Below are 14,597 nucleotides of genomic sequence, written 5' to 3' on the forward strand. Positions count from 1 at the left end.
CCCTGATCTTGATAGCGTTCATAGAGTTCTTGAAGTCCCTGGTACTGGGGCGTTAAACCACATCCTGTAGCAGTGTTGACAATCAAGAGAACCTTGCCACGATAGCTCTCCAGGGGAGTTGCTTGGTTGTTTTGGTTCAGAGCGGAAAAATCATATACACTGGTCATGAGGGCCTCTTTTCTTTTTCTACATTGTAACAGTTTTTACCCTTTTCGTCGAGTTGGATGGGAGATATTGTTGAAGAATAAGCCCTCAATATGATAGAAACCGTTTACAAATAACTTTAAAAATGATATGATTTAATTAAACCGGTTTACTCAGTTGCTATAAATCTCTAATTTGAGATTTAGTTCCTATTGATTTTACAATATGTTTATTGGAGTGTACACATGCAAACAAAAACAAAGAAGCTCATTGTGAGTTTGTCTTCACTTGTTTTATCGGGATTTTTATTAAACCATTATATGACAGTTGGAGCGGAAGAAACGACTACGAATACCATTCAGCAAAGCCAGAAGGAAGTTCAGTATCAGCAAAGGGATACCAAAAATTTAGTTGAAAATGGTGATTTTAGTCAGACGGAGAACGGAAGCAGTCCTTGGACAGGAAGCAAAGCTAAGGGGTGGTCAGCTTGGGTAGACCAGAAGAATAGTTCTTCAGGTGCCTCAACTCGAGTCATTGAAGCCAAGGATGGGGCTGTCACTATCTCAAGTTCTGAGAAACTAAGGGCAGTAGTTCACCGTATAGTCCCTATTGAAGCTAAGAAAAAGTATAAACTGCGTTTCAAGATTAAAACAGATAATAAAGTGGGGATTGCTAAGGTTCGCATCATTGAGGAAAGTGGTAAGGACAAGCAATTGTGGAATTCTGCAACAATGTCGGGAACAAAGGACTGGCAGACTATTGAAGCAGACTATAGCCCGACTTTAGATGTTGATAAAATCAAGCTGGAGTTATTCTATGAAACGGGAACAGGGACTGTTTCCTTTAAGGATATTGAGCTGGTAGAGGTAGCAGACCAGCCTTCTGAGGATTCTCAAACAGATAAACAGCTTGAGGAAAAGATTGATTTACCAATTGGGAAAAAACATGTCTTTGCTCTTGCGGACTATACTTATAAGGTAGAAAATCCTGACGTTGCTTCAGTCAAAAATGGAATTTTAGAACCTCTTAAGGAAGGGACAACCAATGTCATTATCAGTAAAGATGGCAAGGAAGTGAAAAAGATTCCTTTGAAGATTCTAGCCTCTGTTAAGGATGCATACACAGACCGTTTGGATGACTGGAATGGCATCATCGCTGGGAATCAATACTATGATTCTAAAAATGAACAGATGGCCAAGTTAAACCAGGAGCTGGAAGGAAAGGTAGCTGATAGCCTATCCAGTATTTCAAGTCAGGCGGACCGCACCTATTTGTGGGAAAAATTTTCAAATTATAAAACGTCTGCGAATCTGACTGCCACTTATCGGAAATTAGAGGAGATGGCCAAGCAAGTGACCAATCCTTCTTCTCGTTATTATCAAGATGAAACCGTCATTCGAACAGTTAGGGATTCCATGGAATGGATGAATAAACATGTCTACAATAGTGAAAAGAGCATTGTTGGGAACTGGTGGGATTATGAAATCGGTACACCTCGTGCCATCAACAATACCTTGTCTCTGATGAAAGAATACTTCTCAGATGAGGAAATAAAAAAATATACAGATGTGATTGAAAAATTTGTGCCAGATCCCGAACATTTCCGAAAGACGACTGATAACCCATTTAAGGCCCTAGGTGGAAACTTAGTGGATATGGGAAGGGTAAAAGTAATAGCTGGTTTACTGCGCAAGGATGACCAAGAAATTTCTTCTACCATTCGTTCGATTGAGCAAGTGTTTAAGTTGGTAGACCAAGGCGAAGGTTTTTATCAGGATGGATCTTATATCGACCACACCAATGTTGCCTATACGGGTGCTTATGGAAATGTCTTGATTGATGGCCTGTCTCAACTGTTGCCAGTTATTCAAAAGACCAAGAGCCCAATCGATAAAGATAAAATGCAAACCATGTACCACTGGATTGATAAATCGTTTGCTCCTTTGCTAGTGAATGGAGAGCTGATGGATATGAGTCGTGGCCGCTCTATCAGTCGTGCAAATAGCGAGGGGCATGTGGCCGCAGTAGAAGTACTAAGAGGGATTCACCGGATAGCGGATATGTCTGAAGGAGAAACCAAACAACGGTTGCAGAGTCTTGTGAAGACCATTGTTCAATCAGATAGTTATTATGATGTCTTTAAGAATTTGAAGACTTATAAGGATATCAGTTTGATGCAATCCTTGTTAAGCGATGCTGGAGTCGCAAGTACTCCAAGAACAAGTTACCTATCTGCCTTTAACAAGATGGATAAAACAGCTATGTACAATGCAGAGAAAGGGTTTGGATTTGGCTTATCACTCTTTTCCAGTCGTACCTTGAATTACGAACACATGAACAAGGAAAACAAACGTGGTTGGTATACAAGTGATGGGATGTTCTATCTCTATAATGGTGATTTGAGTCACTATAGCGATGGCTACTGGCCAACAGTTAATCCCTATAAGATGCCTGGTACGACAGAGACGGATGCTAAGAGATTGGATAGTGATACAGGTAAAGTTCTACCGTCTGCTTTCGTTGGAACGAGCAAACTAGATGAGGCCAATGCGACAGCAACCATGGATTTCACTAACTGGAATCAAACATTGACTGCTCATAAGAGCTGGTTTATGCTGAAGGATAAGATTGCCTTTTTAGGAAGCAATATCCAGAACACTTCAACAGATACTGCTGCAACTACAATTGACCAGAGAAAACTGGAATCAAGTGATCCATATAAAGTCTATGTCAATGATAAAGAAGCCTCCCTCCCAGAACAAGAAAAGGATTATCCTGAAACCCAAAGTGTCTTTTTAGAATCGTCCAATTCGAAAAAGAATATTGGTTACTTTTTCTTTAAGAAGAGTTCAATCAGTATGAGTAAGGCTGTCCAAAAGGGATCTTGGAAGGATATCAATGAAGGACAGTCAGACAAGGAAGTCGAAAATGAATTTCTTACGATTAGTCAGGCTCATAAGCAAAATGGAGATTCTTATGGCTATATGCTCATCCCTAACGTGGATCGTGCCACCTTCAATCAAATGGTAAAAGAGTTAGAAAGTAGCCTCATCGATAACAATGAGACCCTTCAGTCTGTTTATGATGCCAAACAAGGAGTTTGGGGCATTGTGAAATATGATGATTCTGTCTCTACTATTTCCAACCAATTCCAAGTCTTGAAACGTGGAGTCTATACTATTCGAAAAGAAGGGGATGACTATAAGGTTGCCTACTACAATCCTGAAACCCAGGAATCAGCGCCAGATCAGGAAGTCTTTAAAAAGTTAGAACAAGCAGCTCAGCCACAAACTCAGGATTCAAAAGAAAAGGAAAAATCAGAAGAAGAAAAGAACCATTCGGATCAAAAGAATCTCCCTCATACAGGAGAAGGTCAGTCAATCTTGGCAAGTCTAGGGCTCTTGCTACTTGGGGCGGTTTATCTGTTCCGCAGAGGAAAGAACAACTGATTTGTTCATCATCTAGATGAATCACATGAAACTGTGGAAAATAGAAAAAATCCGAAGAAGGTCAAACATCTTCGGATTTTTCTTTTAAAAAAGGATAAGTTAACACTTATCCTTTTTCACTTCATTTTATCTGAGTGTAACATACTGTTGGGCAATCTCGCTGATGCGGTCAAAGTCGCCTTGGGAAGCGAGTTTATTGAGTTCGCCACCAATTCCAACGGCGTCTGCACCAGCAGCGAACCATTGAGGAATGTTATTTAGGCCGACTCCTCCGGTTACCATTACGGAAACTTGTGGGATTGGCGCCTTGACTGCAGAGATATATGATGGACTGAGAGCACTACCTGGGAAGAGTTTGATGATTTCACTACCGGCTTCAAGTGCAGTCGTTATCTCTGTGAGGGTAATACAGCCTGGAATGTACGGTGTGCTGTAAAGATTGCACATTTTTGCAGTTTCAGCATGGAAAGATGGAGAAACAACGTAATTTGCTCCGGCTAGAATGGCATCTCTAGCAGTTACGGCATCAAGCACAGTACCTGCACCGATACAAACACTCTGATCGTCCTGATACAAGTCTACAAGTTCCTTGATGATTTGCCCTGCATACTGATTGGTATAGGCAATTTCAATAGCTTTGATACCGCCCTTGATACAAGCAATCGAGGCTTGTAGTCCTTCTTCCTTTGTATTTCCTCGAATGACAGCGACAATTTTTTGTTTTTTTAGTTCAATAATCGTATCTGATTTGGTCATGTAATTCTCCTAACGAATGATATCTTGTGCATTTTCCAGTAATTTTTCAATACTAGCTGCGGGAGTGGAGAGATGGTCTCCTGGAAGAGTACATTTGAGAGTTGCGCTGGCAACTGCAAAGTCAATGCTAGTTTTTAGGGAGGAATGATGGAGTAGTTGGTAAAGGGCACCAGAGATAAAGGCATCCCCGCTACCAACTCGTTGATAGACTGCAGTTTTTAGTTGGACAGACTCTTCAAATCGTTCTCCCAGAGCATAGGCTTGATAGACATTTTTGTCTTGCTCATCACTAGAGCGGAGGGTATGGAAAATGGCCTTGAAACCATAGGTTTTTTTTAAAAGTTGCATGCGATTTTCCACCTCTTTTAGGCTAGCTCTGTCTCTTGGGAACATCTCTAGATTTTGGTCATCAATCATGAGAGGATCAATACCAAAGCAATAATCAGCGAAACGAGCAAACTTAGAAAATTCATACTTGGCTTCTAGGACTGAAATCATCTTTGTTCTCAGATTGAGATCCATTGAAACGATAATCCCTCGGCGCTTGGCTTCTTCCAAGAGTAGGAGAAGGAGCGTACGAACCTCTTGACCGATAGCTACGGTGATTCCACTAAAATGAAAATGGCTAATCCCCTGAAAGAGAGAATCCATATCTAGCATGTTTGGCCGAATCTGGCTGATACTCGTATGCTTACGATCGTAGAAAACTTCACTTTGACGACAACCAAAGCCGTTCTCCAAATAGTAGAGGCCGATTCGATCGCCAAGCCGATAGATTGAACTGGTATCGATTTGGTGCTGTTTCAAGAATGTAATAAAACGATCTCCAATCTCGTTGGCAGGGAGTGCGGTAAAGACTTTCGTTGAGATACCCAGGGCTTGCAAATTACAAGCGATATTAATTTCTGATCCGCCAAAATAAGTCGAACTGGCAACATGATCGCCGATACTGGTGGCATCTAATGGTGAGATTCGAATTAATGGTTCGCCAAACAGTAAGATTTTCGTCATCCATTAGTTCCTTTCTGGTTTAGAATAGCTTTACTTGGCTAATACTTCTTTCAAATAAGCAGCGACTTCATCATCTTGGCAGTTTTCAAAGAAGTATTCTTGGAAGTATTTGCCAGAGATGGTGTCTTTGAGGAAGTCTTGGTCGATTGTTTTAAGGATGGTTATCAAATCATTGTGGGTGATTTGTTTCACCTCGTTTAAGATACGAGCGTTGCGTTGTTCAGGGATTACACGTTCTCTTGGGTAGCCACCGCCCATTTCTTCAGCAAATAAGCGTTCAAACATCAATTTGAGGGTCAGTTCTGCCCCCCAGCCAAATCCTTTGGCATAAGGGATAGACAAGGCGTTACCACCATTGATTTGAGAATAAAGGTAAGCGTCAGTTGGGTCCACTGCTAGACCACAGACAACACCAGGGAAGCTGTTTAAAGCAAGCATAGCCCCTACACCTGTACCACAGCCGGTAACAACAAAGTCAACTGCCTTTGTATTTAAAAGGATGGCAGCCATTAGGCCGTTTTGTACGTATGTTAATGGATTTTCACCTTCTTCTCCACGCATACCATAGTTAAATAATTGGTAGCCTTTTTTATCTGTTGCTTCTTTCAGACTATCGTAAATAATGTGATTCTTGCTAGCTTGACTATTTTCATTGATTAATGCGATTTTCATAAGATCTTCTTTCTATTTTTACTCAGGTTGTTTTCCGATGTAGGCTAAGATACCGCCATCTACATATAGGATGTGGCCATTGACAAAATTGCTGGCATCACTAGCGAGAAAGACAGCAGGGCCCATCAAATCTTCAGGATTTCCCCAACGTGCAGCAGGTGTTTTTGCAATGATGAACTGGTCAAATGGGTGGCGAGAACCATCTTCTTGCAACTCACGAAGAGGTGCTGTTTGAGGAGTGGCAATATAACCCGGTCCAATTCCGTTACATTGGATATTGGCTCCACCGTATTCGGATGCAATGTTGCGGGTCAACATTTTCAAGCCCCCTTTAGCGGCAGCATAAGCGCTAACTGTTTCACGTCCCAGTTCGCTCATCATCGAACAAATATTGATAATCTTTCCATGCCCTTTCTTTATCATAGAAGGAATAACTGCCTTTGAAACGATAAATGGTGCGTTTAAGTCAATATCGATGACCTTACGGAAATCAGCGGCGCTCATTTCGCACATTGGAACGCGGCGGATAATACCAGCGTTATTAACGAGGATGTCAATGACACCAACCTCTTGTTCGATTTGCTTGACCATGGCTTGGATACCGTCCTCGTCTGTCACGTCACAGACATATCCATGGGCTTCGATGCCAACTTCACGATAAGCTTCAATCCCTTTATTGACTAGGTCTTGATTGATATCGTTAAAGACAATAGTAGCGCCGGCTTCAGCGTAGGATTTGGCAATAGCAAATCCAATTCCATAAGAAGCGCCGGTGATGAGAGCAATTTTCCCTTTTAAAGAAAACTGCTCAATTGAGAATGATGTATTTGTCATTTGATACTTCCTTTCAAATTTGTTAAGACTTCTCTATAACCAAATTATATTCTAGTAAACCGGTTTTGTCAATAATTAAATATTTTTATTTCTAAAAATCTTTGTTTTCCTAAAAAAACGGAAGATTTTGAAATTTCTGTCTATTGTAATGGTTAAATAAACAATGAAAGCGCTAATATTTTTTTAAAAAAACTATTGACAAGATAAAAATAAAGGGTTACAATGGAAAATGTAAAGTAAACCGGTAAACTCAAACAAGGAAGGAGAAAAGATGAAAATTGTACTTGTAGGGCATGGACATTTTGCCACAGGGATTTATAGTTCTTTACAATTGATTGCAGGCAATCAAGAAAATGTGGAGGCGATTGACTTTGTGGAAGGAATGTCAGCAGATGAACTCAAGCAAAAAATCTTACTTGCAATTTCAAATGAAGAAGAAGTTTTAATCCTAAGTGACCTCTTGGGAGGATCGCCATTCAAGGTTTCTTCTACTATAATGGGAGAAAATCCAGCCAAAACAATGAATGTTCTCTCGGGTTTGAACTTAGCCATGTTAATGGAAGCAGTCTTTGCTAGAATGGCTCATAGCTTTGATGAGGTTGTTAATAAATCAGTAGCGGCGGCCCAGGGCGGAGTCGTAAATGGTAAAGAATTGTTTTCAACTGATGTAGAGGCAGAGGAAGAAGATTTCGAATCAGGTATTTAAAGGATTAAAGAATGATAAAAAAGATTACGATTGAAGAAATAAAATCGCCTGAGCGCTTCTTAGAAGTACCACTTCTGACGAAAGAAGAAGTCGGTCAGGCAATTGAAAAGGTTATTAGGCAGTTAGAACTCAACCTTGACTATTTCAAGGAAGATTTCCCCACACCAGCTACCTTTGATAATGTCTATCCAATTATGGATAACACAGAATGGACCAATGGTTTCTGGACGGGAGAACTGTGGTTGGCTTATGAATACAGTCAACAGGATGCATTTAAAAACATGGCACATAAAAATGTTCTTTCTTTTCTGGAGCGTGTCAATAAGAGAGTAGAGTTGGATCACCATGATCTCGGTTTCTTGTACACACCGTCTTGTATGGCTGAATATAAGATAAATGGAGATGGAGATGGAGAGGCTAGAGAAGCAGCCTTGAAAGCTGCAAATAAGTTGATTGAACGCTATCAAGAAAAAGGTGGCTTCATTCAGGCTTGGGGAGACTTGGGCAAAAAAGAACATTACCGTTTGATTATCGACTGCTTGCTCAATATTCAACTCTTGTTCTTTGCTTATCAAGAAACAGGCAATCAAAAATACTACGATATTGCAGAAAGTCATTTCTATGCTTCAGCTAATAATGTAATCCGTGATGACGCTTCGTCCTTCCACACCTTCTATTTTGATCCTGAGACAGGTCAACCCCTTAAAGGTGTAACGAGACAAGGGTATAGTGATGATTCATGCTGGGCACGTGGTCAATCATGGGGAGTCTATGGTATTCCTTTGACTTATCGTTATCTGAAAGACGAGTCCTGCTTTGACTTGTTTAAGGGTGTAACCAATTATTTCTTGAATCGTCTGCCAAAAGATCATGTTTCTTATTGGGATTTGATTTTTAATGATGGTAGTGATCAATCACGAGATTCTTCAGCAACAGCTATCGCCGTCTGTGGGATTCATGAAATGTTAAAACATCTCCCAGAGGTGGATGCTGACAAAGATATTTATAAACATGCTATGCATGCCATGCTTCGTTCCTTGATCGAACATTATGCAAATGATCAATTTACCCCTGGTGGGACAAGTCTCCTCCACGGTGTGTACTCATGGCATTCAGGTAAAGGAGTGGATGAAGGCAATATCTGGGGTGACTACTATTACCTAGAAGCGCTTATCCGTTTCTACAAAGACTGGAACCTATATTGGTAGGAGGAGAAATATGACAACGCCAAATATTATTATGACCCGTATCGATGAACGGTTGATTCACGGGCAAGGACAACTTTGGGTAAAATACTTAGGTTGTAATACGGTCATTGTCGCCAATGACGAAGTGAGCACGGACAAGATGCAACAAACTCTGATGAAAACAGTTGTGCCAGACTCAGTTGCTATGCGTTTCTTCCCTTTACAAAAGGTGATTGATATCATTCACAAGGCTAACCCTGCTCAAACAATTTTTATCGTTGTGAAGGATGTAAAAGATGCTTTAACCTTGGTAGAAGGTGGTGTCCCTATCAAAGAAATCAATATCGGGAACATTCACAATGCCCCTGGTAAAGAGCAGGTGACACGCTCTATCTTCCTAGGTGAAGAGGACAAGGTAGCTCTTAAGGAATTGAGTCAAACGCATCAAGTAACATTTAATACGAAAACAACTCCAACAGGAAACGATGGAGCTGTTGAAGTCAATATTCTGGACTATATTTAAAAGAGGAGATCGTTATGTCGATTAATGTATTTCAAGCGATTTTAATTGGATTATGGACAGCTTTCTGTTTTAGTGGAATGCTGTTAGGAATTTACACCAATAGATGTATTGTTCTGTCATTTGGTGTCGGAATTATTCTAGGTGATTTGCCTACTGCTCTTGCAATGGGAGCTATTGGTGAATTGGCTTATATGGGATTCGGTGTTGGTGCTGGAGGTACTGTTCCACCAAACCCAATCGGACCTGGTATCTTTGGTACCTTGATGGCTATCACTAGTGCTGGTAAAGTCAGTCCAGAAGCGGCTCTTGCCCTCTCTACTCCGATTGCTGTGGCGATTCAATTCTTACAAACTTTCGCTTACACTGTACGTGCTGGAGCACCTGAAACGGCGATGAAGCACTTGAAAAACCATAATTTGAAGAAATTCAAGTTTACTCTAAATGCAACAATTTGGTTGTTTGCCTTTATTGGATTTACCTTGGGTTGCTTGGGTGCCCTTTCAATGGATACCTTGTTGAAACTCGTAGACTACATTCCACCGGTATTGCTTACAGGTTTGACAGTTGCTGGTAAAATGCTCCCAGCTATCGGTTTTGCAATGATCTTGTCAGTGATGGCTAAGAAAGAGTTGATTCCGTTTGTCTTATTGGGATATGTTTGTGCAGCTTATCTAAACATCCCAACAATTGGTATTGCAATTGTAGGTACTATCTTTGCTTTGATTGAATTTTATAACAAGCCAAAAACAGCGAATCATGTGGTAGAGGAGGAAGCACACGATGACTGGATCTAACAAATTAACAAAACGTGATTATCTTAAAACGTCTTTGCGGGCATTCTTTTTACAAAATGGATTTAACTATAGTAACTATCAAGGGTTGGGATATGCCAATGTAATGTATCCTGCTTTGAAAAAACACTATGGAGCGGATCAGGAAGGTTTCTACCAAGCCTTGGAAGAAAACTGTGAATTCTATAATACCAACCCACACTTCCTGCCTTTTATTACCAGCTTGCACCTTGTAATGTTGGAAAATGGTCGCCCAGCAAAAGAAACACGTAGCATCAAGATGGCCTTGATGGGACCATTGGCAGGTATTGGGGATTCTCTCTCTCAATTTTGTTTAGCTCCATTGTTCTCAACCATCGCAGCTTCGTTTGCTCAAGAAGGCTTGGTTGTCGGTCCAATCTTGTTCTTCCTTGCGATGAATACGATTTTGACAGCTATTAAATTGTCAACTGGTCTGTATGGATACAAACTAGGAACAACTGTGATTGATAAACTAAGCGAACAGATGGCAACGATTTCTCGTATTGCCAATATTATCGGTGTAACCGTAATTGCTGGTTTGGCAGCGACATCTGTTAAGATTATGGTGCCGATTACCTTTGCTGCAGGGGAAGTAAAAGCAGACGCTAAACAAAGTATCGTAAGCATTCAGGGAATGCTTGATAAGGTTGCTCCGGCTCTTCTACCAGCCCTATTTACACTTTTAGTTTACTACTTGATCAAAGAAAAGAAATGGACAACATATAAACTCGTTATTTTAACAGTTATCATCGGAATTATCGGAAGCTGGCTTAAGATTCTAGCTTAATGGATACGACATTGTTTTATGGAATAGTGATTGTCTTGGCAGTGAGCCCCCTTTTACTGTCAAGCTTTCATTCTATTCGTCAGCAAAAGTTGCTTCGCAAACAGATGGAGCAACGACAAGAGTATTTAGCTTCTTTAACATCTGATGATGAAGTGTTGTTGTTGTCTGGAATTCATGGAAAAATCATTTCTATCAAAGATGACTTGATCTCTTTGCAGATTGCAAAAGGAGTCGTCATCTATGTAGAAAAGGAAAGTGTAATGGGAAAGACAAAAGAACTGCTTTTTAAGTAGTTCTTTTTCTGGTAAAAGATAATGAAAGAAGAAAGAAGACAATTTTTTGAAAGAGTTGACGGGGACCAATGTCGTGACTATATCTTGTCCCACTGTTCAAAAGACTATGAGAAGGTCAAGCGTTCCCTTGAACGCTTGATGGACAATCGTTTTATGTTTGATAGTCCTTGGGATATGGAACCTTGTTCAAAAATCTATCAAATCCAGCCGATGGTGTGGAATCAAGTATTTGAAGATGATCCAGAATGGGTTTATATGCTCAATCGACAAGAATATCTCTTGCAGTTTATGATAGGGTATCTGGTAGAGGGAGATAAGGGCTATATTCAAAAGTGCAAGTTCTTTCTATTTGATTGGATTGAGCAGGTGAGAGAGTTTTCTCCTCAATCTTTGATGACTAGAACCTTGGATACAGGCATTCGTTCCTTTACTTGGTTAAAACTACTCTTGCTCTTCTCGAAATTTGACTTGCTAGAAGAGGAAGAGCTAGAGAAAATTTTGGTCAGTCTAGAAAAGCAGATTGACTTTATGAAAAGCCACTATCGCGCCAAGTACACCCTTAGTAACTGGGGAATTTTACAAACAATTCCTATGCTTGCTATCTATCATTTCTTTTCAGATAAGATGGATTTAGAAGAAGTTTACCTTTTTGCTTCAGAGGAGTTGAAACAGCAAATTGAGAAGCAGATTTTAGAGGATGGAAGCCAGTTTGAACAGTCGATTCTATATCATGTAGAGGTTTATAAAGCCTTGCTAGACTTGTGTCTCTTGCTTCCAGACTTGCAAGATAGCTTTCAAGAGTTGCTGGAAAAGATGGCGACTTACATTCAGATGATGACAGGCCTGGATGGACGGACTCTGGCTTTTGGTGATAGCGATTCTACAGAAACGACAGAGATTTTGAGCCTGTCTGCTGTGGTTTTGAACAAGGAAGATCTTCTTAACGGTCTGGATGTTAAAGTTGATTTGCTTAGCCTCTTGTTCCTAGGGCGAGAAAAGGTCAAGCGACTGCAGGAATTTGAAAAGAGAGCTTGGCAGCCTAAGTCCATGATCTTTGAAGACTCTGGACATGTCTGCATTAAGGATGAACATCGTTATCTATTTTTCAAAAACGGCCCGATGGGAAGTGCCCATAGCCATAGTGACGAGAATAGTTTTTGCTTACAGTATCAAGGTCAACCGATTTTCATAGATGCTGGGCGTTATTCTTATCGGGAGATAGATGAACGTTATCTCTTAAAGAGTGCTTGGAGTCATTCGACCTGTATGGTAGATGGGAAAGCTCCAGAAAGGATTACGGGATCCTGGGAATATGAATACTATCCTCACTCCCTGTTTTGTCACCACAAAGAAAGAGAGGGAGTGCATTATATTGAGGGGGCTTATTTGTCAGTAGATCCTGATTTGCCTTATCTTTACAGGAGAAAAATCCTCATGTTGGCAGAGGATGTCTGGCTCTTGGTAGATGATATCAGGTGTCAAGGTCAGCATGAGGCGTTGACCCAGTTTATTCTTGACAAGGATGTGACCTATCAAGATGGGAAAATCAATCAGTTGAGACTATGGAGTGAAGTTGATTTTGATTTAGAAGCTACCATTATTTCTCCTAAATACAATGAACTTGAAAAAAGCAGCAAACTCACCAAGCGCCAATTCTTTGAGAATCAGATGCTGGATTATACCATCATTGCGCATGAGAGTTTTGAAATCATCCTTCATTCTGTCTACCAGACAGATGGTCGTGAAGTGGAAAATGCTCTGGCTTTTGAAGTGAAAAATGACGAAACAGACAAGCTGATTTTGTTATTAAGCGAGGACATTTGTGTAGGTGAAAAATTATGCCTCGTTGACGGAACAAAAATGCGTGGGAAATGTCTAGTATATGATAAAATAAATGAGAGAATGATTCGCTTGCAGTGCTAGAAATAGGCATTTTGAATGGTGAATATGTTATACTAAGTATTAGTAGGAGGTGTTTTAGATTGGAGAAGAAACTGACCATAAAAGACATTGCAGAAATGGCTCAGACCTCGAAAACAACCGTGTCATTTTACCTAAACGGGAAATATGAAAAAATGTCCCGAGAGACACGTGAAAAGATTGAAAAAGTTATTCATGAAACAAATTACAAACCGAGCATTGTTGCGCGTAGCTTAAACTCCAAACGAACAAAATTAATTGGTGTTTTGATCGGTGATATTACCAACAGTTTCTCAAACCAAATTGTTAAGGGAATTGAGGATATCGCCAGCCAGAATGGCTACCAGGTAATGATAGGAAATAGTAATTACAGCCAAGAGAGTGAGGACCGGTATATTGAAAGCATGCTTCTCTTGGGAGTAGACGGCTTTATTATTCAGCCGACCTCTAATTTCCGAAAATATTCTCGTATCATCGATGAGAAAAAGAAGAAAATGGTCTTTTTTGATAGTCAGCTCTATGAACACCGGACTAGCTGGGTCAAAACCAATAACTATGATGCCGTTTATGACATGACCCAGTCCTGTATCGAAAAAGGTTATGAGCATTTTCTTTTGATTACAGCGGATACGAGTCGCTTGAGTACTCGGATTGAGCGGGCAAGTGGTTTTGTGGATGCTTTGACAGATGCTAATATGCGCCACGCCAGTCTAACCATTGAAGATAAGCATACGAATTTGGAACAAATTAAGGAATTTTTACAAAAAGAAATCAATCCCGATGAAAAAACTCTGGTATTTGTTCCTAACTGTTGGGCCCTACCTCTAGTCTTTACCGTTATCAAAGAGTTGAACTATAACTTGCCACAAGTTGGGTTGATTGGTTTTGACAATACGGAGTGGACTTGCTTTTCTTCTCCAAGTGTTTCGACGCTGGTTCAGCCCGCCTTTGAAGAAGGACAACAGGCTACAAAGATTTTGATTGACCAGATTGAAGGCCGCAATCAAGAAGAAAGGCAACAAGTCTTGGATTGTAGTGTGAGTTGGAAAGAGTCTACTTTCTAAGATGAAAGGGAAATGACTTGTGACCTCTGTTAAGAAATAAAAGAATCCCACCTAGAACGAACTAGGTGGGATTCTTTGCCTATAAATTAAAAAATTAGCGAATCTTGGTCTATTTTTTAACGTGTTCCGATAAAAAGGCATAGGTCATGGTTCCAAAGATGGCACCAATTCCCAAACCCAAGACTAGTAAAGGGAGCATTTTATCGAACTGGGAGAGATTGTCCCAAAAGGTATCGAGGGGAAGATGCTGAACAAAGAGTTTGTGAAAGGCTGATAAGACAAACAAGCCAATTGGAATGCTGATGAATACACCCCAACTACGAAGGTTGATTTGACTTTTGCTGTATCTTTTGTGATGGATTTCGGACGGGTCATCCTTGTCTAAATGTAAGTCGCGAACTGCTAGTCTCGCCCTAGATGAGAGGACGAAGATAAGTCC

At 40.4% G+C, this 14,597-nt stretch carries 13 protein-coding genes and 2 pseudogenes; 9 read left to right on the forward strand and 6 right to left on the reverse strand.

Annotated elements, in window-relative coordinates:
* Positions 1-167: pseudogene (locus tag GMD1S_RS10985) on the reverse strand (glutathione peroxidase); the annotation flags it as partial.
* Positions 168-389: 222 nt separating this feature from the next.
* Between GMD1S_RS10985 and GMD1S_RS10990 the strand changes: the two are divergent.
* A complete protein-coding gene (locus GMD1S_RS10990) occupies positions 390-3,593 on the forward strand; it encodes an LPXTG-anchored hyaluronate lyase (RefSeq protein ID WP_001193745.1) in 3,204 nt (1,067 codons plus the stop codon).
* 126 nt (positions 3,594-3,719) lie between these two features.
* Here the strand turns inward: GMD1S_RS10990 and GMD1S_RS10995 are convergent, their stop codons facing one another.
* Genes GMD1S_RS10995 through GMD1S_RS11010 form a run of 4 tightly spaced genes read right to left on the reverse strand, consistent with a single transcriptional unit; the run spans position 3,720 to position 6,866 of the window.
* The gene (locus GMD1S_RS10995; RefSeq protein WP_000167290.1) at positions 3,720-4,349 is read right to left on the reverse strand and encodes a bifunctional 4-hydroxy-2-oxoglutarate aldolase/2-dehydro-3-deoxy-phosphogluconate aldolase; all 630 of its coding nucleotides are present in this window, start codon (positions 4,347-4,349) and stop codon (positions 3,720-3,722) included.
* A gap of 9 nt (positions 4,350-4,358) precedes the next feature.
* A complete protein-coding gene (locus GMD1S_RS11000) occupies positions 4,359-5,360 on the reverse strand; it encodes a sugar kinase (RefSeq protein ID WP_000161467.1) in 1,002 nt (333 codons plus the stop codon).
* A 30-nt stretch (positions 5,361-5,390) separates the two neighbouring features.
* On the reverse strand, positions 5,391-6,032 hold the full coding sequence (locus GMD1S_RS11005; protein WP_000684780.1) for an RpiB/LacA/LacB family sugar-phosphate isomerase: 642 nt from the start codon (positions 6,030-6,032) through the stop codon (positions 5,391-5,393).
* Positions 6,033-6,050: 18 nt separating this feature from the next.
* A complete protein-coding gene (locus GMD1S_RS11010; protein ID WP_000185874.1) occupies positions 6,051-6,866 on the reverse strand; it encodes a gluconate 5-dehydrogenase in 816 nt (271 codons plus the stop codon).
* A gap of 271 nt (positions 6,867-7,137) precedes the next feature.
* Here GMD1S_RS11010 and GMD1S_RS11015 point away from each other — a divergent pair, with 271 nt between their 5' ends.
* From GMD1S_RS11015 to GMD1S_RS11050, 8 genes are read left to right on the forward strand one after another with little or no spacing between them, the layout of a single operon-like run.
* On the forward strand, positions 7,138-7,572 hold the full coding sequence (locus tag GMD1S_RS11015) for a PTS sugar transporter subunit IIA (RefSeq protein ID WP_000706823.1): 435 nt from the start codon (positions 7,138-7,140) through the stop codon (positions 7,570-7,572).
* 11 nt (positions 7,573-7,583) lie between these two features.
* Positions 7,584-8,780, forward strand: a complete 1,197-nt coding sequence (locus GMD1S_RS11020) for a glycoside hydrolase family 88 protein (protein ID WP_000592046.1) — start codon at positions 7,584-7,586, stop codon at positions 8,778-8,780.
* A gap of 10 nt (positions 8,781-8,790) precedes the next feature.
* Positions 8,791-9,282 (forward strand): PTS sugar transporter subunit IIB, encoded by a 492-nt coding sequence (locus GMD1S_RS11025; protein WP_000211086.1) that lies wholly within the window; start codon positions 8,791-8,793, stop codon positions 9,280-9,282.
* A 14-nt stretch (positions 9,283-9,296) separates the two neighbouring features.
* A complete protein-coding gene (locus tag GMD1S_RS11030) occupies positions 9,297-10,076 on the forward strand; it encodes a PTS mannose/fructose/sorbose/N-acetylgalactosamine transporter subunit IIC (protein WP_000026611.1) in 780 nt (259 codons plus the stop codon).
* Positions 10,063-10,881, forward strand: coding sequence for a PTS system mannose/fructose/sorbose family transporter subunit IID (locus GMD1S_RS11035; protein WP_000148024.1), 819 nt, complete (start codon positions 10,063-10,065; stop codon positions 10,879-10,881). The genes GMD1S_RS11030 and GMD1S_RS11035 overlap by 14 nt, the downstream gene beginning before the upstream one ends.
* Complete coding sequence (yajC, locus tag GMD1S_RS11040; protein ID WP_000381735.1) at positions 10,881-11,174, forward strand: preprotein translocase subunit YajC; 294 nt, start codon at positions 10,881-10,883, stop codon at positions 11,172-11,174. The genes GMD1S_RS11035 and yajC overlap by 1 nt, the downstream gene beginning before the upstream one ends.
* 21 nt (positions 11,175-11,195) lie before the next feature.
* Positions 11,196-13,097: an alginate lyase family protein gene (locus GMD1S_RS11045; protein WP_000657072.1), complete on the forward strand. Its 1,902-nt coding sequence runs from the start codon at positions 11,196-11,198 to the stop codon at positions 13,095-13,097.
* 59 nt (positions 13,098-13,156) lie between these two features.
* On the forward strand, positions 13,157-14,158 hold the full coding sequence (locus tag GMD1S_RS11050; protein ID WP_000412460.1) for a LacI family DNA-binding transcriptional regulator: 1,002 nt from the start codon (positions 13,157-13,159) through the stop codon (positions 14,156-14,158).
* A 109-nt stretch (positions 14,159-14,267) separates the two neighbouring features.
* Here GMD1S_RS11050 and GMD1S_RS12505 read toward each other — a convergent pair.
* Positions 14,268-14,597 (reverse strand): annotated as a pseudogene (locus tag GMD1S_RS12505) (DUF3278 domain-containing protein); the annotation flags it as partial.

Origin of the sequence: Streptococcus sp. GMD1S (genome assembly GCF_000296875.1) — a bacterium.
GTDB lineage: Bacteria > Bacillota > Bacilli > Lactobacillales > Streptococcaceae > Streptococcus.